The sequence below is a fragment of the Alterinioella nitratireducens genome (assembly GCF_013155465.1).
Taxonomy (GTDB): Bacteria; Pseudomonadota; Alphaproteobacteria; order Rhodobacterales; family Rhodobacteraceae; genus Alterinioella; species Alterinioella nitratireducens.
This window is the reverse complement of the sequence record NZ_JABJVX010000005.1, coordinates 53,940-75,470: the sequence shown is the minus strand read 5'-3', so window position 1 is coordinate 75,470 and position 21,531 is coordinate 53,940. Positions and strand designations below refer to the sequence as shown.

Sequence of the window (21,531 nt, the reverse complement as noted above, 5' to 3'; positions counted from 1 at the left end):
AGGAAACATTATCGTGGCACTTGAAGGCACCCTCGCATCCGACACGGCGCTGGCGGCCTCCATCGCGTTACAGAAGGCGCATGGCGCGCATCTGACGGGCTACATCGCGCTGGCTGAACGGGCGGTGCTGGAAGATGGCGGCCAGAACTGGGTGCCTGCCGCGATCCGCAAATCCCTGCGCGGTGCCGCCGAGGAGGCCGTGGCCCGGATCGAGGCGCAGTTTCGCGCGGCCACCGCCGATCTGCCCGAGGACAAGCTTCACCTCATCCGGGGACCGCGCGCCAGCGACAGCGGCATGGCCGAGGCGTCGCGATTCTTCGATGTCACGCTGGTCGGGCTGATGGGCGAGGGCAGCCCGTCGACCGGCCTGCACCCGGATCGCATCGCGCTCATGTCCGGGCGGCCCGTGCTGGCCTTTCCCAAGGGCGCGGATACGACGAGGCTGGCCGATCACGCCATGCTGGCCTGGGATGGAAGCCGCGCCGCCGCCCGCGCGCTGCATGCGTCATTGCGGCTGCTGGAGACCGGGACGCGGGTGACCGTGGTGACCGTGGGCGAGCCGAAGAAAACCGAGGTGGAGGCCGACGGGCTGGACCCGAAGACGGCGCTGGAGCGGCAGGGGCTGACGGCCGACTGGATCACCGTGCCGCAGGGGCGCGGCGGGATCGCGCGGACGCTGTTGCATCATGCCTCGGTGCTTGGGGCGGGCCTGCTGGTGATGGGGGCGTTCGAGCATTCCAAGTTCCGCGAAGACATATTTGGCGGGGTCACGCACGATGTGATGGCGCAGACACGGGTTCCGGTGTTCCTGGCACATTGACCGGGGCGTGCGTGGCGACGCCGACGGCCTCCTCCAGCGCGCGCAGGGCGCGGTCCAGCACCTCGCGATCCTCGGGGCCGAGCCGTTTGAGAAGCTGCGCCTCGCGCTCGCGCAGCGGATTGACCAGCTCGCAATAGGAGCGTTGACCCAGATCGGTCATGCTGATGATCTCGGAGCGGCGGTCGCTCTGCACCTCGTCGCGGCGGATCCAGCGGCGCAGTTCCAGCGCCCGCACCGCGCGGCTGACCTTGGTCTTGTGCTGCGCGGAGTGATGCCCGAGCGCGGTCGCCGTGGCCGGGCCGATATCGGCCAGGGCGGCCAGAACCCGCCATTCGGGGCGGTTGAGGCCGAAGGCGTCCTTGTAGACGGGCTGAATCTCGGCGCTCAATGCCTCGGACAGCCGGGCAAGGCGATAGGGGAGGAAATTTTCGAGTGTAAGTCCCATCGATCTCTTGTTAGTTACAAAAATTATAGTCACATATGCAACCAAATCGCGCGCGACCGCAAGGGGATTCGATTTCCCGCGGACAGGAAAAAGGAGACAGACGACATGGCCAAGGCCTTTGCATCCCAGGGGGACACCGGGGAAAAGACCATCAGCTTCACCGAAGTGGGCGAGGGGCTCTATGCCTTCACCGCCGAGGGCGACCCCAATTCCGGCGTGATCATCGGCGATGACAGCGTCATGATCGTCGAGGCGCAGGCCACACCGCGCCTGGCCCGCATGGTGATCGAGAAGGTCCGCGAAGTGACCGACAAGCCGATCAGTCACCTGGTGCTGACGCATTATCACGCCGTGCGCGTGCTTGGCGCCTCGGCCTTCGGCGCCGACACCGTGATCATGACCGACAAGGCACGCTCCATGGTGGTCGAGCGCGGGCAGGAGGATTGGGACAGCGAATTTGACCGCTTCCCGCGCCTTTTCGAGGGCCACGAGGAAATTCCCGGCCTGACCTGGCCCACCACGACCTTCACCGGAAGCATGTCGGTCTACCTGGGCAAGCGCCGGGTCGATATCATGCAGGTGGGCCGCGCCCATACGGCGGGCGATGCGGTGATCCATGTGCCGGATCAGAACGTGATGTTCACCGGCGATATCGTCGAATACCACTCGGCCTGCTATTGCGGCGACGGGCATTTCGCCGATTGGCAGGGCACGCTGGACAATATCCGCGCCTTCGATCTGGACGCCATCGCGCCGGGGCGCGGCGATGCGCTGGTCGGCCGCGAGATGGTCAATGCGGCGCTGGACACGACGGGCGATTTCGTGCGCTCCACCTACCGCCCTGCCGCGCGGGTGGCCAAGGGCGGCGGCACGCTGAAGGAAGCCTGGGACGCGGTGCGCGCCGAGTGCGATCCGAAGTTCAAGGATTTCGCCATATATGAGCATTGCCTGCCCTTCAACGTCGCGCGCGCCTATGACGAGGCGCTTGGCATCGAGACGCCGCGCATCTGGACGGCGGAGCGCGACAAGGAAATGTGGGCCGCGTTGCACGGCTGAAGATCGGATTTTTGGGAGGAATGACGACAATGCTGGATGATCGCTATACCCTGGCCTTCAAGCTCTACCCTTACGCAAAGGTGGCGGACCAGGACAGGGATGCCCCCGTCCGTCACCCCGTTGTGGTGATGGGTGGCGGCCCGATCGGCATGGCCACGGCGCTGGATCTGGGGTTGCAGGGCATCCCCGTGCTGGTGCTGGATGACCATGAGGGCATCGGCATGGGCTCGCGCGCGATCTGCTTTTCCAAGCGCTGCCTGGAGGTTGCCGACCGCTACGGCTGCGGCGAGGCGATGCTGGACAAGGGCGTGGTCTGGAATGTCGGCAAGGTGTTCCACGATGACCGGCAGGTGTTCGAGTTCAACCTGCTGCCCGAGAAGGGGCACAAGTTCCCCGCCTTCATCAACCTGCAACAGCCCTATTTCGAACGCTTCATCATCGACCGTATCTGGCAGGCCCAGAAAGAGGGCGCGCCCATTGAGATCCGGGGCAAGAACCGGGTCGATGCGGTGGAGGAGCACGGGCGTTACGTCACGCTGGACGTGATGACGCCGGATGGCCCGTACAAGGTCGAGGCCGATTGGCTGATCGGCTGCGACGGGGCCGGATCGCCCCTGCGCAAGATGCTGGGACAGGAGTTTGAGGGCCGCGTCTTCGAGGACAACTTCCTGATCGCCGACATCAAGATGCAGGCCGATTTCCCGGTCGAGCGCTGGTTCTGGTTCGACCCCTATTTCAAATCGGGCGATTCCGCGCTGCTGCATTCGCAGCCTGACGGTGTCTGGCGGATCGACTTCCAGCTTGGCTGGGATATCGACCGCAAGGAAGAGTTGAAACAGGAAAATATCGACCGGCGGCTGAAGCAGATGCTTGGGGACGATGTCGAGTATGAGATGGTGTGGTCCTCGATCTACACCTTCCAGTGCCGCCGGATGCGGGAATTCCGCCATGGCCGCGTGATCTTTGCCGGCGATGCCGCGCATCAGGTCTCGCCCTTTGGCGCGCGCGGGGCCAATTCGGGGATGCAGGACGTCGATAACCTGGGTTGGAAACTGGGCCTGGTGATCGAGGGCAAGGCCCCCGAGAGCCTGCTTGACACCTATCACGAGGAACGCAGCTTCGGCGCGGATGAGAACATCCTCAACTCGACCCGCGCCACCGATTTCATCACGCCGAAGACGAAGATGAGCCGGATTTTCCGCGATGCGGTGCTGGACCTGTCGGAAGATCACGCCTTCGCGCGGCCATTTGTCAATTCGGGCCGCCTGTCGGTGCCCTGCACCTATGACGGGCTGTCCCTGAACGGCCCCGATGAATTGCCAGGCGGCCCCGCCCGCAGCCGCGTGGGCAGCGCCTGCCCGGATGCGCCGCTTGGGGGCGACTACCTGCTTGGCAAACTGGGCGGCAGCTTCACCATCCTGACCATCGACGCCGACGCGCCCGAAAGCGTCGAGGTGGACGGCATCACCGCGACGCGGCTGGCGCTCTCGGCGTCGGACGATGCGACCGGGGCCCTGGCCGAGCGCTACCTGGGCGATGCGGAATCCGCCGTCTACCTGATCCGCCCCGACCAGCATGTCGCGGCGCGATGGAGCACCTGCGATGAAACCGCCCTGCGCGCCGCCCTGCGCCATGCCTGCGGAAAGGATTGAGACGATGAACGCGCTGAACACGACCGCCAATATCAACGATCCCGACGGGTTCTATGGAGAGCTTATCGCCGCCCACCAGGGCCTCAGCGATGACGAAAGCGAAGCCTTCAACGCCCGGCTGATCCTGACCCTGGCCAACCATGTCGGCGACCGCGAAGTGCTGCGAGAGGCGCTTGCCGTTGCCGCGAAAAAGGAGTGATGTCATGAAGATCGAGAAAATCCACCACGTCGCCTATCGCTGCAAGGACGCGAAGGAAACCGTGGAATGGTACAGCAAGATGCTCAACATGGATTTCGTGCTGGCCATTGCCGAGGATCACGTGCCCTCGACCCACGAACCCGACCCCTACATGCATATCTTCATGGATGCGGGCAGCGGCAACGTCCTGGCCTTCTTCGAGCTTCCGACCAAGCCCGAGATGGGCCGCGATCCGAACACGCCCATCTGGGTCCAGCACATCGCCTTCCGCGTCAAGGACCGCGACACGCTGATGGAATACAAGCAGCATCTGGAGGCGAACGGCGTCGAGGTTCTGGGCGTCACCGATCATTCCATCTTCCACTCGATCTATTTCTTCGATCCCAACGGCCACCGCGTCGAACTGGCCGCCCCCGACCCCGAGGAAGAGGCGCTGATCAAGCGCATGGACGAGGTCAAATGGGACATGCTGGAGGAATGGAGCCGTACCAAGAAGGCCCCGAAACATGCCGAGTGGCTGCACCAGAAAGAGTTGAGCAAAGTCTGAAGCGCGCGACCCGTGAAGGCGGGGCCAAGGACTGACAGGAGACGAGCGATGAACAGGGAAACCAATGATTTCGTGCGGGCGACGTCCCGCGCGAAATACAACGAAGGCTACATGCCCGGTTTCGGCAATGACTTCGAGACCGAGGCCGAGGAGGGCGCGCTGCCCATCGGGCAGAACAGCCCGCAGCGCTGCCCCTACGGGCTCTATGCCGAACAGTTGAGCGGCACGCCCTTCACCGCGCCGCGCGCATCGAATGAGCGCACCTGGCTCTACCGGATGCGGCCCACGGTGCAGCATATCTCGGACATGGCGCGGGTGGAGCTGCCGCATTTCCGCTCCGCCCCGACACCCGATGAAAGCGGGTTGCCGCTGGCCCCGATGCGGTGGGATCCCGCGCCCATCCCCGAGGATGCGGGTACCTGGATCACCGGCATCCGCACCATCTCCACCGGCGGCGACGTGCTGACCCAGGTGGGTTACGCGATCCACACCTACGCGGTGACGGAAAGCATGGAAACCGAGGTCTTCTACAACGCCGATGGCGAAATGCTGATCGTGCCCGAGGTGGGCAATCTGCGCTTCTTCACAGAGATGGGCGTGATCGACGCGGGCCCCGGTGAAATCGTGGTGATCCCGCGCGGCCTCAAATACAAGGTGCTGCTGAACGGCGAGGACAAGGCACGCGGCTATATCTGCGAGAATTATGGCGGTGCCTTCACCGTGCCGGAGCGTGGACCCATCGGGGCCAACTGCATGGCCAACCCGCGCGATTTCCTGACGCCGCTGGCCGCCTATGAGCGCAAGGACGGCGTGACCCATCGCGTCACCGTCAAATGGTGCGGCCAGTTTCATGCCTGCGAGATCGACCACAGCCCCCTGGACGTGGTGGCCTGGCACGGCAATTACGCGCCCTACAAATACAACCTGCGCCACTACTCGCCGGTCGGCCCGATCCGCAACGACCATGCCGATCCGTCGATCTTCACCGTGCTGACCGCGCCGAGCGGTGAGCCGGGAACCGCGAATATCGACTTCGTGATCTTTCCGCCGCGCTGGCTGGTGGCTGAGGACAGCTTCCGCCCGCCCTGGTATCACATGAACATCATGTCTGAATTCATGGGGCTGATCGAGGGCGTCTATGACGCCAAACCGCAGGGCTTCGTTCCGGGCGGCATGAGCCTGCACAACATGATGCTGCCGCATGGGCCGGATGCCGATGCGTTCTACGCGGCCTCGCTGAAAAAGCTGGAGCCGGAGAAGCTGGACAACACCATCGCCTTCATGTTCGAGACCCGGTTCCCGCAGCAACTGACCAAATACGCCGCCGAACTGGACACGTTGCAGGTGAAATATCCCGACGTCTGGAAGCCCCTGCGCAATCATTTCGATCCCAACCGCAAGGTCTGGACCGGCGAATAGGCAGGTCGCTTTCCGGCACCGCAACAGCGCCCCCATCCGTATGATTGCGGGTGGGGGTTTTCGTTCATCAACTTGTCGGAAATCTGGTCGGGCTGAGAGGATTCGAACCTCCGACCCCCTGCTCCCGAAGCAGGTGCGCTACCAGGCTGCGCTACAGCCCGACCGTGTCGCGCGGGATAGCCGGGGATGGGCGCCTTTGCAAGAGGGGAATGCGGGGCGCGCCGCTTGATCCCGCCCGCATTCCCTGCAAGAACGCTTGAAACGGACATGACGGGCGATCCCATGGAAAAAAACGCATCAATCCTGCTGACCGGCGGCACCGGGTCCTTCGGATCCCATTTCGTGCCGATGACGCTGGAGAAATACGACCCCGCCCGGCTGATCATCTATTCGCGCGACGAGATGAAACAGTGGGAGATGGCGAAGAAATTCGGCGACGATCCCCGCGTGCGCTTCTTCATCGGCGATGTGCGCGACCGCGACCGGCTTTACCGCGCGCTGGACGGGGTGGATTACGTGGTTCATGCCGCCGCCACCAAGATCGTGCCGACCGCCGAATACAACCCCTTCGAATGCGTCAAGACGAATATCAACGGCGCGATGAACCTGATCGACGCCTGCATCGACAAGGGCGTCAAGCAATGCGTGGCGCTGTCGACGGACAAGGCGTCCTCGCCGGTCAACCTCTACGGGGCCACGAAACTGGCCTCTGACAAGTTGTTCGTGTCGGGCAATTCCTATGCCGGGGCGGGTGGATGCCGCTTTGCCGTGGTGCGCTATGGCAATGTCATGGGCTCGCGCGGCTCGGTCATCCCGTTCTTCAAATCGCTGCCCGAAGACGCGCCGCTGCCCATCACCGATCCGCGCATGACGCGCTTCATGATCACCCTTCCGCAAGGGGTGGAATTGGTCTGGCATGCTTTCGAGGACATGATCGGGGGCGAGATCTACGTCAAGAAAATCCCCTCGATGACGATCATGGACATCGCCAGGGCCTGCGTGCCGGGAGCCGAGACCGAGGTGGTCGGCGTGCGCCCGGGCGAAAAGCTGCATGAGCAGATGATCGGCGAGGAGGACGCGCCGCATACCTACGAATATGACGAGCATTACAAGATCATCCCGGCCATTCACAACTGGTCGAAAGACCCGGTGCGCATCAAGAACGGCGTGAAGGTGCCGGAAGGATTCTCCTATGTGTCCGACACCAACGAGGATTGGATGAGCGTCGAGGCGCTGCGCGACTGGATCGACGAGAACGCCGATACGATCGGGCATTTCTGACGTGTCGGGCGCGGGCTTCATCCCTTACGGGCGGCAGGATATCAGCGAGGAGGATATCGCCGCCGTGGTCGATGTGCTGCGCTCGGATTTCCTGACCCAGGGCCCCCAGGTGCCGACGTTTGAGTCCGCGATAGCCGAGGTGACCGGCGCCGCTCATGCCGTCGCCGTCAACTCCGCCACCTCGGCGCTGCATGTCGCCTGCCTCGCGCTCGGGCTGAAACCGGGCGGGCTGGTCTGGACCGCGCCCAACACCTTCGTGGCCAGCGCCAATGTCGCGCGGCTTTGCGGGGCCGAGGTCGACTTCGTCGATATCCGCGACAGCGATTACTGCATGGACCCTGACGCGCTCGAGGCAAAGCTGGCGCAGGCGGAGCGCAAGCCCGACATCCTGATCCCGGTGCATTTCGCGGGCCAGTCGGCGGATATGAAACGGATCGGCGCCATCGCGAAGGCCCATGATATCCGCGTGATCGAGGATGCCAGCCATTGCATCGGCGGCCGCTATGACGGCCAGCCCATCGGGGCCTGCCCCCATTCCGATATCTGTGTCTTCAGCTTCCACCCGGTCAAGATCATCACCACTGCCGAGGGCGGCCTTGCCACGACGCAGGACAAGGCCCTTGCCGATCTTATGGGGCTCTACCGCAGCCATGGTGTGACGCGCGACCCCGACCTGATGGCGCGCAAGCACGCCGAGCCCTGGGAATACGACCAGGTGGCGCTCGGCCTCAACTACCGCATGACCGAGATCCAGGCCGCCTTGGGCGTCACCCAGGCCGCGCGGCTGGACGACTTCATCGCGCATCGGCACAAGATGGCCCGCCGCTATGATGCGGCACTGGCCGACCTGCCGCTGATCCTGCCATGGCAGAACCCTGACAGCCATTCGGCGCTACATCTTTATCCGATCCTCATCGACACCGGCAAAACCAACCGCACGCGGCGCGAGGTGTTCGACCACATGCGGGCGGCCAGTATCGGCGTGAACGTGCATTACCAGCCTGTCCACACGCAGCCCTATTACCAGTCGCTCGGCTTCAGGCCCGGCGATTTCCCGGTCTCGGAATGGGTGTACGCCCGCGCCCTGTCGATCCCGCTTTATCACGGCCTCACCGAGGCCATGCAGGACCGCGTCATCGAGACGCTAGGCGACGCGCTCCGTTAACCCCACATCAAGGTTAACGCGCCGCCCCCCTTCTTTGTTCGTCAAATATCCTCGCCGAAGGCAACCGTCCATAGGACGGTCCTGCGACACCTGCCGCCCTCACACAGCCTCGCCCAGTTTCGCGAACAGCTCGGATATTTCGTTATCCTTGGTGTTGATCTCGCGCACCAGTTCCAGCGTGCCTTCCGGGTCGGCGCGCAGTGCCACGCGCAGCAGGTTCATCCAGTTGACGTTGTTCTTGGTGCGGACCTGCTCGATGGCGTCAATCAGTTTCAGCTTCTCTTCGATCTGCTCGGGGGTCATGTGTCTTTCCTCTTTGAGAACCAGTCCATCCCACCCTCGTGATGGGTATAGGTGAAGCCCGCCGCCTCGAAGGCCCGGCGCGAGGCGGCATTGTCGGGGCGGATCCGAGCAACGAACGGCCCGCGCCCGTCAGTGGCCAGCCGCAGGATCGGCGTGGCCAGACCGTGACCGCGTGCGGCAGGCGCAAGCGTGATCGAGACCTCGGTGCGTTGCCCGCCATCCAGCCGCACGGTGCCCTGCGGCACGCGATCCTCGGCGATCAGGATGCGGCGCGAGGGGTCGGCAAGTGCGGCCTCTAACCACGCCAGGTGATCCTCCCACGCCACCGGGTCGCGATTGACCGAGGCGGCCCGCGTCACCGGATCGTTGCGCCAGTCAAAGAGGCGCTCTGCATCCTCCATCGTCGCGGGGCGCAGCCTCATCTGGGCGCGAGGTCGTCATAGGTGATGGGGTCGTATTGCGTCACGTCGCGCGCCAGCTTGCGGTTGATCAGGGCCGGTTTGTCGCTGACCGGCACGCCCGCATTGGGCCGCACGAAGCGATAGTCGCTCCTGGTCAGGACCTCCCCGGCCTTGAGGTCGCGCAGCGCGAAGGCCGAGCGGCGAAACGCGGCGCGGTTGCCGGCCTCGGCTTCGGCGGTATCCTTGGTCGCCGTCCCGCGCGCTACCTGCAACTTGTCCACGCCGTCCCTGATCTCGCGCAGGATCTCGGGCGTCGCGGAAAAGCGGTGATCGGGGCCGGGGCGGGTCATGTCATCGGTGAAGTGCTTCTCGATCGCGACCGCCCCCATGGCCGAGGCCAGGAGCGCCGCATCCGGGCCGATGGTGTGGTCGGAGAACCCGACATGGCGCTGGAACCGCGCCCGCAGCGTCGCCATCGAGGCCAGGTTCACCTCCTCGATCGGCGCGGGGTAGGAGGACACGCAATGCAGCAGCACGACAGGCCCCGCATTATGTTTGTCCAGCACCTCCATGGCGTGATCGACCTCGCCCAGATTGGCCATGCCGGTGGACATGATGATCGGCTTGGCCGTGGCCGCGACCTCGATCAGCAGGTCGTCGAAGGTCATCTCGAAACTGGCGATCTTGTAGACGGCGCAGCCGAGGCTTTCCACGAACTCCATGTCGCGGGGGTCGTAGATCGAGGTGAACGGCACCAGCCCGCGGTCGCGCGCGCGCTCGAAAAGCGGCGCGTGAAACTCCATCGGCATGCCGGCATTGTTGTAGAGATCATAGAGGTTGTCGGTGCCCCAGACCGGGTCGATCTTCATCGACGGGTGGCTCGAGGGCACCGTCAGGCTGTCGGCATTGTAGGTCTGGAACTTGACGCAATCCCACCCGGCATCGGCGGCGATATCGACGAGCCGCAGGGCCAGGTCGAGATCGCGGTCATGGTTGGCGGAAAGCTCGGCGATCAGGAAGGGTTTCTTGCCTTCGCCCAGGGTGAAATGTTCGATCTGAACAGGGTCTATCATGTAACTGTTGTCTCTTGGACCTTGGCGAAGGTCAAGGCGCTGTGATCTCGCCCGCCTCGATCAATGCGCGGCCCATGTATTCGGCGCGGGTCCAGTCCTCGGCAGTGTCCAGATCCTGCACCCGGTGGCGCGGGATCGGCACCGGCACCGTGCCCGCGCCGAAAAGCGATCTGTCCGAAAACCACGCATCCCGCGTGCCCCAGGCGAAGAGGGCGGCGTCGTGATAGGCCTCGGGCAGGTCTTGCGAGCGGGTCTGTTCATGCTCGGGATAGAACATCTGCAACCGGTTTTCCGGTGTCACCCCCACGGCGCGCTGGATCGGGAAGGGGAAGGACGTGACGGAAAGGGCGAAATCCGCCCCCTCCAGCGCGTCGAGGCCCCGGCGCAGATCTTCCGGCCTCAGGAAGGGTGCGGTGGCGTAGATCAGGCAGGCGGTGGTGATCACGCCGGGCAGGGTCCACATCGCGTGACGGATCACGGGCACGACGCCGGTGTAATCGTCGGACAGGTCATCGGGCCGCATCAGCGCCTCGACCCCCGCCGCCTTGGCGCAATCGGCGATGTCGGGATCGTCGGTCGAGACCACGATACGGTCGAACTTATGGGTTTCCTTGGCCGCCGCGATCGGCCAGTGCAGCATCGGATGGCCGAGGAATTCCTTGATGTTCTTGTGCGGGATGCGCTTGGAGCCGCCCCTCGCGGGGATGATGGCAACGCGGGTCATGGATGGCCCTCCTGCGGGTCGAATGTGTGCGGGGTGCGGCCATCCAGAAGGTCGAGGATCGCGCGGGCCGCCTCGGGCGCGTTGTCCTCATCGGGGGTGTCGGTGTCGGCGCGGGCGAAATGGCGCTGGACATGGCCGGAATGCGAGCGCGCCTGAAGGATGCCCGCGAACCGTTCCACCGCCGCGCGGGTGGGGGTGCCCGCAAGCACCTCGTCCAAGGTCAGGCCGGGCCGGTAGCGCGTCACGCCGGGGGCCTCGGCCCACCAGGTCGCGCCGAAACAGATGACCGGCTTGCCCGCCAGCACGCCTTCCCACCCGACGGTGCCGGAGATATTCGCGACGGCCTGCGCATGCGCCAGCAGGGTCTGGCTGTTGGCATGGCTCGGCATCAGGCGCACCTGTCTGATCCGCTCCATCCGGTGAAAGAACAGCGGGCTGCGCATCTTGCCCGTCTGCTTGGGGTTCTCCTTCACGTAGATCAGGTGCCCCTCGGGCAGCATTTCGGCCAACCGCTCCACCGCCAGAAGCTGATCGCGGTAGCGCCCGCCCAGGCTGCTGGTGGTCATCTCGGGCTGCATCTGGAGGGGGAAGTAGACGAATGGCGCGTCAAGCTCCGGCTCGGTCTCCTCGACCTCGGCGAGATAGTCGAAATAAGCCAGGTGATCGGTGTGGAAGAAATGAAAGAACGGATCGCGCCATTCGGGGAAGCGTCCGGCGGTTCGTCGCATCCGGCGCAGAAGACGGGTCATGTAGACGGGGTTGAGCAGCTTGAGCGGCGCATTGACCAGGTGATGCGCGATCATCTGACCGACACCGCGCAGGGACAGCCCGCCGGGGGCGTCGCGGTCCTGCCCGATGCCCTTCATGTAGAAGAGGTCGGGCGCACCCTCGGGCAGGGGCGCGGGTGCGGCGTCGTCATCCGAGGGTCGGGGCGTCATGTGACCGAGGTCCATCGCAGAGCGCATCGAGAAGAACTGGCGCGGAAAGAAGCTCTGCCGCAGGATCAGCACCTTCAGCCCAAGCGCCTGCGCCGTCTGCGCCAGGCAGGTGTCGTAGAACATATGCGGGATGTCGAAGAAGAGGACATGGGTGATCCCCTCGCGCAGCAGCATTTCACCCATCACGTCATGCGCGATAAGGGTGATGTGCTGGTAATCCTGCACATCCCTCAGCCCATGAAACCCATAGGCCATCTGGTCCGAGCCGCGCGTGAGGTTGTCGACCGCCTCCCACAGGGCCGCCTCCATCCCCGGTCCGGTCTCCAGCGCCGAGGCCGCGCCGGTGAAACGGTCGCCCTGCATCAGGTCGCCGCGCCGGCCCTGGACGCTGCGCATCCGGAAGAAGTTGTTGGCCTTGTAGTCGGCATCCTTTCCGCCGAGATGCACGATGTGCTCGATCCGGTCCCCGGCCACCTCCCGCAGGGCCTCCAACGTCTTCACGCTGTGTTCGGCGGTGGCGACCACGGCCAGGCGGATCGGGGCCGGATCGGTCATTCCTTGCGCCCGTCCTTGCGGTGTTTCAGGCCTAGGTAATCGGCCACCCGCAGCGTCGTCGCGGTACCGCCACGGGTGCGCGAGCGCTGAACGGGCCGCGTCGACCTGCCACCGCGCCGCTCCTCGCGCAGCACGATGTAGATGCCGGAGGCCATGATGATCGCGGTGCCGATCAGCGTCATCCGGTCCAGCGTTTCGTCGAAGAAGAGCGCGCCAAAGAGGCTGGCCCAGATGATCTGCGAATACTGCATCGGCGCCACGATCACGGCGGGGGCCTCGCGGTAGGCGATGACCAGGCAGCCCACGGCGGTCAGCGCCAGAAAGGCGACGACGGCGGTGGCCCCGAGGTTCACCAGCTCCATCGGGACATAGAAGAAGGGCAGGAAGGCCGCCATCACCAGAAGGTTCACGATCAGCGGATAAAGCTGCAGCACCACGGTGCGTTCATCGCGCCCGATCTTGCGCATGATGATCGAGTTCAGCGACGATCCCACCGCGCCGATCAGCGCCGCGATATGGCCCTCCGAGATCTCCGCCGCGCCCGGTTGCAACACCACCAGGACACCGGCCAGCCCGACCACGATGGCCGCCCCGCGCCGCAGCCCGACACGTTCGCCCAGGATGGGGATCGCCATCAGCGTGATCAGGAGCGGCATGGAAAACAGGATCGGGTAGACCTGCGTCAGCGGCAGCACCGAAAAGGCGTAGAACGTGGCCAGCCCGCTGATTGCCGAGCAGGCCGTGCGCCCCGCCGTCCACCACGGATGCACGGGGCGCAGCGATCCGCCATCCGCATCGCGGATCAGCATGAAGATGATCAGAGGAAAGCTGAACAGGACCGAGAAGAAGATGATCTGCGGCGACGAGATGGAGCCGCCCAGAAACTTGATCACCACGTCATGGGTGGAAAACAGCGCAAAGGCCAGCAACGCGAATAACGCGCCGCGCATCTTCGAGGGGTCCGGGGACGAGGTCATCGGGTGCTTTCGCGGATCAGGCTTGCGCAGACCCTAATGCGGTCAGGAGGCAAAGGCAAAGCGGGGCCGCCCGCGACGGAGCGGCCCGGTTCTTCAAAGGCTGGCGGACAATTTTGCCACGATCGCATCGCCCATCTGGCCGGTGCTGATCGGGGTCGCGCCATCCTCACCCAACAGGTCGGCGGTGCGCAACCCGTCGGCCAGCACACCCTCGACCGCCTGCTCCAGCCGGGTCGCCTCGTCGCCCTGGTCGAAGCTGTAGCGCAGCGCCATGGCAAAGCTGAGGATGCAGGCGATCGGGTTGGCCTTGCCTTGCCCCGCGATATCGGGGGCCGAGCCGTGGACGGGCTCGTAAAGCGCCTTGGGCCGGCCGTTCTCCATCGGCGCGCCGAGGCTGGCCGAGGGCAACATGCCCAGGCTGCCGGTCAGCATCGCGGCCAGATCCGACAGCAGGTCGCCGAAGAGGTTGTCGGTCACGATCACGTCGAACTGCTTGGGCCAGCGGGTCAACTGCATCGCGCCCGCATCGGCATACATGTGGCTCAACTCCACGTCGCTGTATTCGGCCTGATGCACCTCGGTCACGACATCGCGCCACAGGATGCCCGATTCCATCACGTTGGCCTTCTCCATCGAGCAGAGCTTGCCCGACCGCTTGCGCGCCAGTTCGAAGGCTGACCGCGCGACGCGGGCGATCTCGCTTTCCGTGTAGCGCTGCGTGTTGATCCCGACGCGCTCGTTGCCTTCCTTGAAGATGCCGCGCGGTTCGCCGAAATAGACGCCCGAGGTCAGCTCGCGCACGATCATGATGTCGAGGCCCGCGACCACATCCTTCTTGAGCGAGGAGAAATCGGCCAGCGCGTCAAAGCACTGCGCGGGGCGCAGGTTGGAGAAGAGGTCCATCTCCTTGCGCAGGCGCAACAAGCCGCGTTCGGGCTTCACGCTGAAATCCAGGCTGTCGTATTTCGGCCCGCCCACGGCACCAAGCAGCACCGCATCGGCGGCCTGCGCGCGTGCCATCGTCTCATCGGTCAGCGGCGTGCCATGGGCGTCATAGGCGGCCCCGCCGACAAGATCCTCGCTGACATCGAATGCGAGGTCGCGGTTGGCGCCGAACCAGTCGATGATCTTGCGAACTTCGGTCATGACCTCGGGGCCGATCCCGTCACCGGGCAGGATAAGAAGCGATGGCGTGCTCATGGGGATTTCCGTGCTTGAATTGCGTTGCCCTTCCGCTACCCCTTGCGCCGGGCAGGGTCAAGAAACCAGCGGCGCCAGGCCGGTTGTCAGCGCTTGCCAGACAGCCGCGACGCGGGGGGTGTGGCGGGTGGCTGCATGGGCGGTGATCCAGACCGGCAGCGCGGGCAGGGGGGCGCCGGGCAGGACCGGCACGACGCGCGGCTCGGCCTCGCCCACCACGCGCTGCGCGATCCCGATGCCGCAGCCCGCGCAGGTCATTTCCCAACAGGCGACCTGGTCGTCGCAACGGATCGGGAACCAGTCGCGGGTCACGTCCAGCCCGGCGGCGCGAAAACCCCGGACGATGCGGTCGTCGCGGTCATAGCCGATCACATCGTGATCCAGGATCTCGGTGAAATCCTGCGGCGTGCCTTTGCGGGACAGGTAACCGGGCGCGGCGTAAAGCCCGAGCGGAAGGTCGCCCAGGTGCCGCGTCACCATCTCCAGCTGTTCCGGGCGATACATGCGCAGTGCGATATCGGCCTCGTGAAACAGCAGGTTCTCGGAGCGGTCCGAGGGGACCAGTTCGATCTCGATCTCCGGGTGGTCTTGACGCAGGCGGGCCAGGATCGGGGGCAGCAGGTAGACCGCAACATAGACGCTGGCGGTCAGCCGAACGGGTCCGGCGGTGCGGGTGTCACGGCCCGCGGCGGCCAGTTCCATCGCCTGCGCCGCCGCGCGCATCGCCTCGGCCTGCGGGCGCAGGGCAAGACCCAGGTCGGTCAGGTCGAACCCGCGCGGGCTGCGGGTGAAAAGGGCGTTGCCCGTCGTCTCCTCCAGCGCGCGGATGTGCCGCCCGAGCGTCGGTTGGCTGAGCCCGAGCGCCCGCGCCGCCGCCGAGAGCGAGCCGGTTTCCGCCACCGCCAGAAAGGCACGGATGTGGGTCCAGTCGAGGGAGCTGGGGCGATTGTCCATTCGAAAATGAATATCATATGACGGGTTTTGGGCAATAGTGTCGACGAATGTGCATGGGGTAGGTTCCGGGGGCAGCAAATCTGAAAGGAGCTATCCGATGTCACAATCCGTCTTGATCCTTGGCGCCACGGGCCGCATGGGCCGCCACACCGCGCTGGCCTTTGACGCGGCGGGCTGGCGCGTGCGTCGCTTCCGGCGCGGCGATGACCTGACGGCTGCGGCCATGGGCGTCGACGTGATCGTCAACGCCTGGAACCCGCCCTACAGCAAGTGGCGCGCCGAGGTGCCGGGGCTGACCTGCGCGGTGATCGCGGCGGCGAAAGCGTCGGGTGCTGCGGTGATCCTGCCCGGCAATGTCTATGTCTACGGCCCCGACATGCCGGAGGTGATCGGGCCGGGCGTGCCGCATCGGGCGGAGCATCCGCTTGGCCGTATCCGGCGCGAGATGGAGGAAAGCTACCGCGCTTCGGGCGTGCGGACCATCGTGCTGCGGGCGGGGGATTTCATCGACGATGCCGCCTCGGGCAACTGGTTCGACATGGTAATCGCCAAGCGGGTGGCGCGGGGCGTGCTGACCTATCCCGGCAGGTCCGACATCCCCCATGCCTGGGCGTGGCTGCCGGATGTGGCGCGCGCGGTGGTGGGGTTGGCCGAGCGGCGCGAGAGCTTGCCGGGGTTCACCGACCTGGCCTTCGCGGGCACCACGCTGACGGGCACTGACCTTGCGCGCGCCTGCGCGAAGGCCATTGGCCGTCCGGTTCGGGTCAAGCGGATGGGCTATCTTCCGCTGCACCTTGCGCGCCCTTTCTGGCCCGAGGCGAAGCATCTTCTGGAAATGCGCTACCTCTGGACCACGCCGCATCGGCTGGATGGGACGGAGCTGGACCGGCTATTGCCCGATCGGCAGGAGACGCCCTTGGCCTTAGTGCTCGCCCGCGCCCTGCAACTCGACATCCAGCCAGACCAGCCGGTGACGCGAGGCCCCGTTGCCGTCTGAGCCGCCAAGGATGGCATGGTCCGGGCTATCCGGATCGGGCCAGAAGACGCCCGCATCCTGCACCTCCAGATCGGCAGAGGGCAGGATGTAGCTGACGCGCAGGTTGCCGGGATCGGGGTCGGAGAAATCGGCGGTTTCGGAGCCGCCCGCCGCGCCGGTCGCGACCGGGTCTTGCAGCGCAGGATGTGACAGCATCGTCATCAGAGTCCCGCGCCGCGCGTCGCCGTTGACGGGATCGGCGTTGAGAACACCCATCAGGGCAAAAGGCGGCCCCACCGCGCCGCTTTCGATCCGCCATTGCCAGAAGCGCAACTCATCCTCGTTGCGGCGGCCATTGCGATCCTCGGGGCCGTCGAAGACAGGCGGTGTGGCGTGGGTGGTCAGGAGGCGAAGCACCTGGCCCTCGACCTCCACCGGCACCTCCCAGGCGGCGACCGAGGCGAGGCGCTGGACCGCCAGCACCTCGGCGTTCAACACATCGGCCGCGTGGCCACCCGGCAGATCGCGCCAGAGGAACGCGGAGTGATCGACGACACCGGCCCCGATGGGATAGCGCGACAGCAGCGCCATGCCACCCGCGCCGTTGAACCGGCCATAGCCCTGCGCATCCCGCGCCTCGCCCGAACGGCCATTGCCATCGAGGTCCAGCCCCGTCGGTTGACCCGTATTGGGGCGCAGCGCGAGACGAAAGGGATAGGGGCTGCCAGCCTCGGCCAACTGGTCCGCCAGGGCGGCCAGTGCGTGCCCCTCGGCGTCATAGTCGATGCCCTGCAGCAGCAAGATGTCGGGGTCGAGATGCGCGATGACGGCGACGACAGCGTCGATCTGGTCATCCTCGCCGCGCAGGATATCGCGCAGCAGTCGGCCGGGGCCGTCGCGGGACAATTCGGTCTGGTAGGTGGCGATGCGGACGGGATCGGCGACCAGCGGGCCGGCCAGCAGAAGGAGCAGCAGCAGCCAGATCAGACCGGCTGCAAGCCGCCCTGCATATCCATCTGCCGCGTCAGGTAACGCCGCCGCGCCGTTACCATTGCCGCCACCCGCGCCATCGCCATGCCGCGCATGAAGAGCGAGACGGGAAGGAAGCTCCATAACGTGACCACCCAGACAAGCGTTTGCGGCGAGGTCGAGACCGACAGCCCAAGCTGCCGGATGCCGAGCGACGCCAGGATCGGCATCAAGAATGGCAGGACGAAGCCTAAGATAATGTTAATCCGGCTGTCACGGGTCAGCCGCACCACCACGTCGCCGCCGACGGTCGGGTCGAAGGTCGGCAGGTTGACCCAGACATTGAACTTGGCCTTGCGGTTGGGCCAGCCATGCACCCGCATCAGCACCGCGAAGATGCTGAGCGTGACGAGGCCGATCAGGAAACTCAGCCCGCCCATGGTGCGCAGCCGGGTCAGCTCGGCGGGCGAGATATCGTCCTGCAACAGTGTGCCGAGCAGGTTGATCGGGCTGTAGGGAAAGTCGATCGCGTGGGCCACGACAAGGCCGGTCGCGTTGACGATCAGGGCCAGGGTCTGCGGCGCCTCGGCCCCGGTGGCGGCGATGGACAGCGCGAAGAGCGTGATGAACAGGCTGACCGCGCGCACCCGGTTGAAGGGCGGGGCATCGCGGAACTCGATCAGGCCGGGATAGGTCGAGGCATATTCGGAGAAGGTGAAGAACGCGCAAAAGAGGGCCACCAGTGCAACCACCTGCGCCGATTCCGGCGTTGCCCCCGGTAGGAGCAAGGACGGCGTGGAGATGACGATAACAACCAAAATCGCCCGCACCACAGCGCTTGCAAGCTGTGCGATCACTGCCCAAAACCCTCAACCTGGACGGACCCTTGTTTTTACAGGCCCTTGGTCCACGTTCTTGTCCGATTTGCCATCGGATTGCCTCAATTGCCACGATCTTGCCCACATTCATGTCGTTTCGCAACCCTCTGACTTGGTTGAGGATTCGAGGCTGCGGATTTTGCGGGAGAAACTGTCGCCGGTTTGACACAGTGGCCAAAAGAAATAGCCCCCCGGCGGGGCCGAGGGGCTATATCTTGTGTTTCTGACGGATCAGACCCAGGGGCGGGCCTGTGCGGCCTCGGCCTCGAACGCGTCGATCGCGGCGGATTTTTCCAGGGTCAGGCCGATATCGTCCAAGCCGTTCATCAGGCAATGCTTGCGGAAGGCGTCGACCTCGAACGAGACCGATCCGCCATCGGGTCCGGTGATGGTCTGGCTTTCCAGATCGACGGTCACGACGGCATTGGCCCCGCGTTCGGCGTCATCCATCAGCATATCGACATGGTCCTGCGGCAAGACGATGGGCAGGATGCCGTTCTTGAAGCAGTTGTTGTAGAAAATGTCGGCGAATGAGGGCGCGATGACACAGCGGATGCCGAAATCGAGGAGCGCCCAGGGGGCGTGCTCACGGCTTGAACCGCAGCCGAAATTGTCGCCCGCGACCAGGATCTGCGCGTTGCGATAGGCGGGCTTGTTCAGCACGAAATCGGGGATCTCGTTGCCGTTGTCGTCATAGCGCATCTCGTCGAAGAGGTTCACGCCAAGCCCCGAGCGCTTGATCGTCTTCAGGAACTGCTTGGGGATGATCATGTCGGTATCGACATTGATCTGCGGCATCGGGGCGGCGATGCCGGTGAGCGTGGTGAAACTGTCCATCTGATGGCACCTCCTTCGGGTTCGCAATGGGGCATAGCGGCAATGGGGGGGCGATACAAGACGGGTGCGGTGCGTACGGCGTGGGTTCGGCGCGCAAGCGCGCCGACCGGTTGGGGGACCAGTCCCCCAAACCCCCTGGGATATTTTCAGAACAAAGAAGGGATCAGGGGGCGGGGACCGCGAAGGTGAGCGAGGCCCAGAGGGAATGCCAGACAGGGTCGCCGGGGCTGTCCTGTTCCAGCGGCAGCAGGGTGACGTTGTCGGCAAGGTAGACATGGCCGGGCTCAACCGGCAGCACGGCGCGGCCCTCGGCATCGGTGCGGTGCAGGGTGACGGTCACCTCGCCGTCGGGGTCGCGGTCGAACAGTTCTACCTGCACATCGGCGCGCGGTTCGCCCTCCAGCAGGACCAGCACCGGAAAGCCGTCGCTGAGGTCGTCGGTATAGGGGTTTGCCAGCGCCACGATCTCGGTCCGCAGCCCGTATTCGCGATCCGCGCCCGCGCCCGAGCCAACGGCGATCAGGCTCTTGGCGTGGCGGCTGTAGCTTTCCCGAAAGCCCTCCCTCGGCAGGCCACGGGCGTCGTGCATCGTCTCGACATCGCCGAAATCCTTGTGTGCGGCAAAGCGCAGGAACCCGGCCCATTCGTCATAGGTCAGGCGGTTGTCCGAGGTTTCGTGCAGGATTACGGCCAGCCCCTCCGCGGCCCCGTCGAATTGCAGCGCCGGGTTGTCGCCAAGCCGTCCATCGACCTCGGTGACCGCGTCGCCCTGCGCGACGTCGAAGCGGATGAAGTTGCGCGGCAGGTAGGAATAGGACGGGCCCTCGAAACTTTCGCCCACCCGCAGCCGTGCCTCCAACGGGTCGCCGGGCGCGACTTGAAACGCCAGCGGTTCGATCCAGAACTCATGCGACGCGGCAGGCAAAGCTGGCAGCGCGAGGACAAATGCGGCACAGATGGAACGGAGTGTAACAGACATGAGAATTTCCAATATGTTTCCCTTTAACTTGGCCCGGATCTCGGCGCTGTCAATTCTTCTTTTCGTGAGTGTCGCCCCCGGTGCGCAGTCCCATGAGATCGACCCCGGTATCTCGGACGTGGCCGTGAGCGCCGAGGAGGTGGTGATCGAATTGCGCATGGCGGTCGAGTCCATCCTCGCGGATATCGACCTGAGCGAAGTCACCGAAACCACCGAGGCGCCCGAGGAAGGCGCCTATGACCGGTTCCGCGCGATGGAGCCGCAAGCGCTTGCCGAGGAGATGCGCGCCTTCTGGCCGCAGATGGCCGATAACCTCATGATCGTGGTGGATGGCCAGCGGCTGACGCCCGAGTTCGTCGGGATCGAGGTGCCGGAGGTCGGGAATTTCGACCTGGCCCGCACCTCCACGCTCACCTTCCGCGCCGATCTGCCCGAAGGCGATGCGCCGGTGCAATTCGGGTGGGCCGAAGAATATGGCGAACTGGTCGTGCGGCAGGCGGATGCGGGCGAGGATGCCTATGCCGGGTTCCTGGCGGGTGGCGAGTTGAGCGAACCGTTGCCGCGTGGCGAGATCGCGACCGAGGGTGCGGGCGCGGTGTTCCTGCGCTACATCGTGGTGGGGTTCGAACATATCGTCCCCAAGGGCCTGGACCACATCCTCTTTGTCCTCGGTCTCTTCTTCTTCTCACTGCAGTTGCGGCCCATCCTGTTTCAGGTCACCGCATTCACCCTGGCGCACACGATCACGCTGGCGCTGGCCAGCCTCGAGATTATCAGCGTCCCGGCCTCGGTGGTGGAACCGCTGATCGCGCTGTCAATCGTCTATGTCGGCGTCGAGAACGTGCTTGGCTTCGGCTCGCTCAGGTCACGCACGGCGCTGGTCTTTGCTTTCGGCCTGTTGCACGGGCTTGGTTTCGCCAGCGTGCTTGGCGATGTCGGGATTGATCCGACGCGCTTCATCACGGCCCTTGTCGGGTTCAATATCGGGGTGGAGTTCGGACAGCTTGCGGTGATCTTCGCGGCCTTCCTGCTGGTGGGATACTGGTTCGGGCGGAAGGGCTGGTATCGCGCCCGCATCGCGGTGCCGGCCTCGCTGTTCATTGCGCTGATCGGCGCTTGGTGGAGCGTCGAGCGCGTGTTTCTCTAGGCGCGTCCGTCCACCTGTGGCAGGCTGCGGCTGAAC

At 65.0% G+C, this 21,531-nt stretch carries 23 protein-coding genes and 1 tRNA gene; 10 read left to right on the top strand and 14 right to left on the bottom strand.

From position 1 onward, the window contains the following. The first annotated feature begins 13 nt into the window (after window positions 1-13). Window positions 14-820: a universal stress protein gene (locus HNS34_RS20995; RefSeq protein WP_172319942.1), complete on the top strand. Its 807-nt coding sequence runs from the start codon at window positions 14-16 to the stop codon at window positions 818-820. Here the strand turns inward: HNS34_RS20995 and HNS34_RS10090 are convergent. Then, a complete protein-coding gene (locus tag HNS34_RS10090) occupies window positions 768-1,265 on the bottom strand; it encodes a MarR family winged helix-turn-helix transcriptional regulator (RefSeq protein WP_172319941.1) in 498 nt (165 codons plus the stop codon). The two genes, HNS34_RS20995 and HNS34_RS10090, sit on opposite strands and share 53 nt — an antisense overlap. Before the next feature lie 105 nt (window positions 1,266-1,370). Between HNS34_RS10090 and HNS34_RS10085 the strand changes: the two genes are divergently transcribed. The 5 genes from HNS34_RS10085 to hmgA are packed head-to-tail and all read left to right on the top strand — an operon-like array spanning window position 1,371 to window position 6,138. Then, the gene (locus HNS34_RS10085; RefSeq protein ID WP_172319940.1) at window positions 1,371-2,321 is read left to right on the top strand and encodes an MBL fold metallo-hydrolase; all 951 of its coding nucleotides are present in this window, start codon (window positions 1,371-1,373) and stop codon (window positions 2,319-2,321) included. 29 nt (window positions 2,322-2,350) lie between these two features. Then, the gene (locus HNS34_RS10080) at window positions 2,351-3,973 is read left to right on the top strand and encodes an FAD-dependent oxidoreductase (protein WP_172319939.1); all 1,623 of its coding nucleotides are present in this window, start codon (window positions 2,351-2,353) and stop codon (window positions 3,971-3,973) included. Window positions 3,974-3,977: 4 nt separating this feature from the next. Continuing rightward, window positions 3,978-4,172, top strand: coding sequence for a DUF2783 domain-containing protein (locus HNS34_RS10075; RefSeq protein ID WP_172319938.1), 195 nt, complete (start codon window positions 3,978-3,980; stop codon window positions 4,170-4,172). Between the two features lie 4 nt (window positions 4,173-4,176). After that, window positions 4,177-4,719, top strand: coding sequence for a VOC family protein (locus tag HNS34_RS10070; protein WP_172319937.1), 543 nt, complete (start codon window positions 4,177-4,179; stop codon window positions 4,717-4,719). Window positions 4,720-4,767: 48 nt separating this feature from the next. Further along, the gene (gene hmgA, locus HNS34_RS10065) at window positions 4,768-6,138 is read left to right on the top strand and encodes a homogentisate 1,2-dioxygenase (protein ID WP_172319936.1); all 1,371 of its coding nucleotides are present in this window, start codon (window positions 4,768-4,770) and stop codon (window positions 6,136-6,138) included. Between the two features lie 84 nt (window positions 6,139-6,222). On the opposite strand, the gene HNS34_RS10060 is transcribed toward hmgA, so the two are convergent. Beyond that, window positions 6,223-6,299, bottom strand: a tRNA-Pro gene (locus HNS34_RS10060). Between the two features lie 106 nt (window positions 6,300-6,405). On the opposite strand from HNS34_RS10060, the gene pseB reads away from it, so the two are divergent. Together pseB and pseC are read left to right on the top strand one after the other, a co-directional pair. Beyond that, window positions 6,406-7,419 (top strand): UDP-N-acetylglucosamine 4,6-dehydratase (inverting), encoded by a 1,014-nt coding sequence (gene pseB / locus HNS34_RS10055; RefSeq protein ID WP_235952687.1) that lies wholly within the window; start codon window positions 6,406-6,408, stop codon window positions 7,417-7,419. 1 nt (window position 7,420) lies between these two features. Continuing rightward, window positions 7,421-8,584 carry a UDP-4-amino-4,6-dideoxy-N-acetyl-beta-L-altrosamine transaminase gene (gene pseC / locus HNS34_RS10050; RefSeq protein ID WP_328700507.1) on the top strand — a complete coding sequence of 388 codons (1,164 nt, stop codon included), beginning with the start codon at window positions 7,421-7,423 and terminating at the stop codon, window positions 8,582-8,584. A 99-nt stretch (window positions 8,585-8,683) separates the two neighbouring features. On the opposite strand, the gene HNS34_RS10045 is transcribed toward pseC, so the two are convergent. The 8 genes from HNS34_RS10045 to HNS34_RS10010 form a co-directional block, all read right to left on the bottom strand. Beyond that, window positions 8,684-8,887: a hypothetical protein gene (locus HNS34_RS10045; protein WP_172319935.1), complete on the bottom strand. Its 204-nt coding sequence runs from the start codon at window positions 8,885-8,887 to the stop codon at window positions 8,684-8,686. Further along, window positions 8,884-9,309 (bottom strand): GNAT family N-acetyltransferase, encoded by a 426-nt coding sequence (locus HNS34_RS10040; protein WP_172319934.1) that lies wholly within the window; start codon window positions 9,307-9,309, stop codon window positions 8,884-8,886. The genes HNS34_RS10045 and HNS34_RS10040 overlap by 4 nt, the downstream gene beginning before the upstream one ends. Then, window positions 9,306-10,361 (bottom strand): N-acetylneuraminate synthase family protein, encoded by a 1,056-nt coding sequence (locus HNS34_RS10035; protein ID WP_172319933.1) that lies wholly within the window; start codon window positions 10,359-10,361, stop codon window positions 9,306-9,308. Before HNS34_RS10035 ends, HNS34_RS10040 begins: the two co-directional genes overlap by 4 nt. Window positions 10,362-10,392: 31 nt before the next feature. Next, window positions 10,393-11,085: a pseudaminic acid cytidylyltransferase gene (pseF, locus tag HNS34_RS10030; RefSeq protein WP_172319932.1), complete on the bottom strand. Its 693-nt coding sequence runs from the start codon at window positions 11,083-11,085 to the stop codon at window positions 10,393-10,395. Beyond that, the gene (locus HNS34_RS10025; protein ID WP_172319931.1) at window positions 11,082-12,578 is read right to left on the bottom strand and encodes a capsular polysaccharide export protein, LipB/KpsS family; all 1,497 of its coding nucleotides are present in this window, start codon (window positions 12,576-12,578) and stop codon (window positions 11,082-11,084) included. The genes pseF and HNS34_RS10025 overlap by 4 nt, the downstream gene beginning before the upstream one ends. Further along, window positions 12,575-13,555, bottom strand: a complete 981-nt coding sequence (locus HNS34_RS10020; protein ID WP_235952686.1) for a DMT family transporter — start codon at window positions 13,553-13,555, stop codon at window positions 12,575-12,577. The genes HNS34_RS10025 and HNS34_RS10020 overlap by 4 nt, the downstream gene beginning before the upstream one ends. A gap of 93 nt (window positions 13,556-13,648) precedes the next feature. Next, window positions 13,649-14,755: a 3-isopropylmalate dehydrogenase gene (leuB, locus tag HNS34_RS10015; protein WP_172319930.1), complete on the bottom strand. Its 1,107-nt coding sequence runs from the start codon at window positions 14,753-14,755 to the stop codon at window positions 13,649-13,651. Between the two features lie 57 nt (window positions 14,756-14,812). Further along, window positions 14,813-15,709, bottom strand: a complete 897-nt coding sequence (locus HNS34_RS10010) for a LysR family transcriptional regulator (protein WP_172319929.1) — start codon at window positions 15,707-15,709, stop codon at window positions 14,813-14,815. Window positions 15,710-15,806: 97 nt separating this feature from the next. Here HNS34_RS10010 and HNS34_RS10005 point away from each other — a divergent pair, with 97 nt between their 5' ends. Continuing rightward, complete coding sequence (locus tag HNS34_RS10005; RefSeq protein ID WP_172319928.1) at window positions 15,807-16,706, top strand: Rossmann-fold NAD(P)-binding domain-containing protein; 900 nt, start codon at window positions 15,807-15,809, stop codon at window positions 16,704-16,706. Here the strand turns inward: HNS34_RS10005 and HNS34_RS10000 are convergent. From HNS34_RS10000 to HNS34_RS09990, 4 genes are all read right to left on the bottom strand, one after another. Then, window positions 16,632-17,591: an endonuclease/exonuclease/phosphatase family protein gene (locus tag HNS34_RS10000; protein WP_328700514.1), complete on the bottom strand. Its 960-nt coding sequence runs from the start codon at window positions 17,589-17,591 to the stop codon at window positions 16,632-16,634. The two genes, HNS34_RS10005 and HNS34_RS10000, sit on opposite strands and share 75 nt — an antisense overlap. A 77-nt stretch (window positions 17,592-17,668) precedes the next feature. Next, window positions 17,669-18,394 carry a hypothetical protein gene (locus tag HNS34_RS20705; RefSeq protein ID WP_328700506.1) on the bottom strand — a complete coding sequence of 242 codons (726 nt, stop codon included), beginning with the start codon at window positions 18,392-18,394 and terminating at the stop codon, window positions 17,669-17,671. Between the two features lie 369 nt (window positions 18,395-18,763). Next, a complete protein-coding gene (gene leuD, locus HNS34_RS09995; protein ID WP_172319926.1) occupies window positions 18,764-19,369 on the bottom strand; it encodes a 3-isopropylmalate dehydratase small subunit in 606 nt (201 codons plus the stop codon). Window positions 19,370-19,532: 163 nt separating this feature from the next. Beyond that, window positions 19,533-20,348, bottom strand: coding sequence for a DUF4198 domain-containing protein (locus tag HNS34_RS09990; RefSeq protein ID WP_172319925.1), 816 nt, complete (start codon window positions 20,346-20,348; stop codon window positions 19,533-19,535). A gap of 64 nt (window positions 20,349-20,412) precedes the next feature. Between HNS34_RS09990 and HNS34_RS09985 the strand changes: the two genes are divergently transcribed. After that, window positions 20,413-21,495: a HupE/UreJ family protein gene (locus HNS34_RS09985; protein ID WP_328700505.1), complete on the top strand. Its 1,083-nt coding sequence runs from the start codon at window positions 20,413-20,415 to the stop codon at window positions 21,493-21,495. Window positions 21,496-21,531 lie beyond the last annotated feature (36 nt).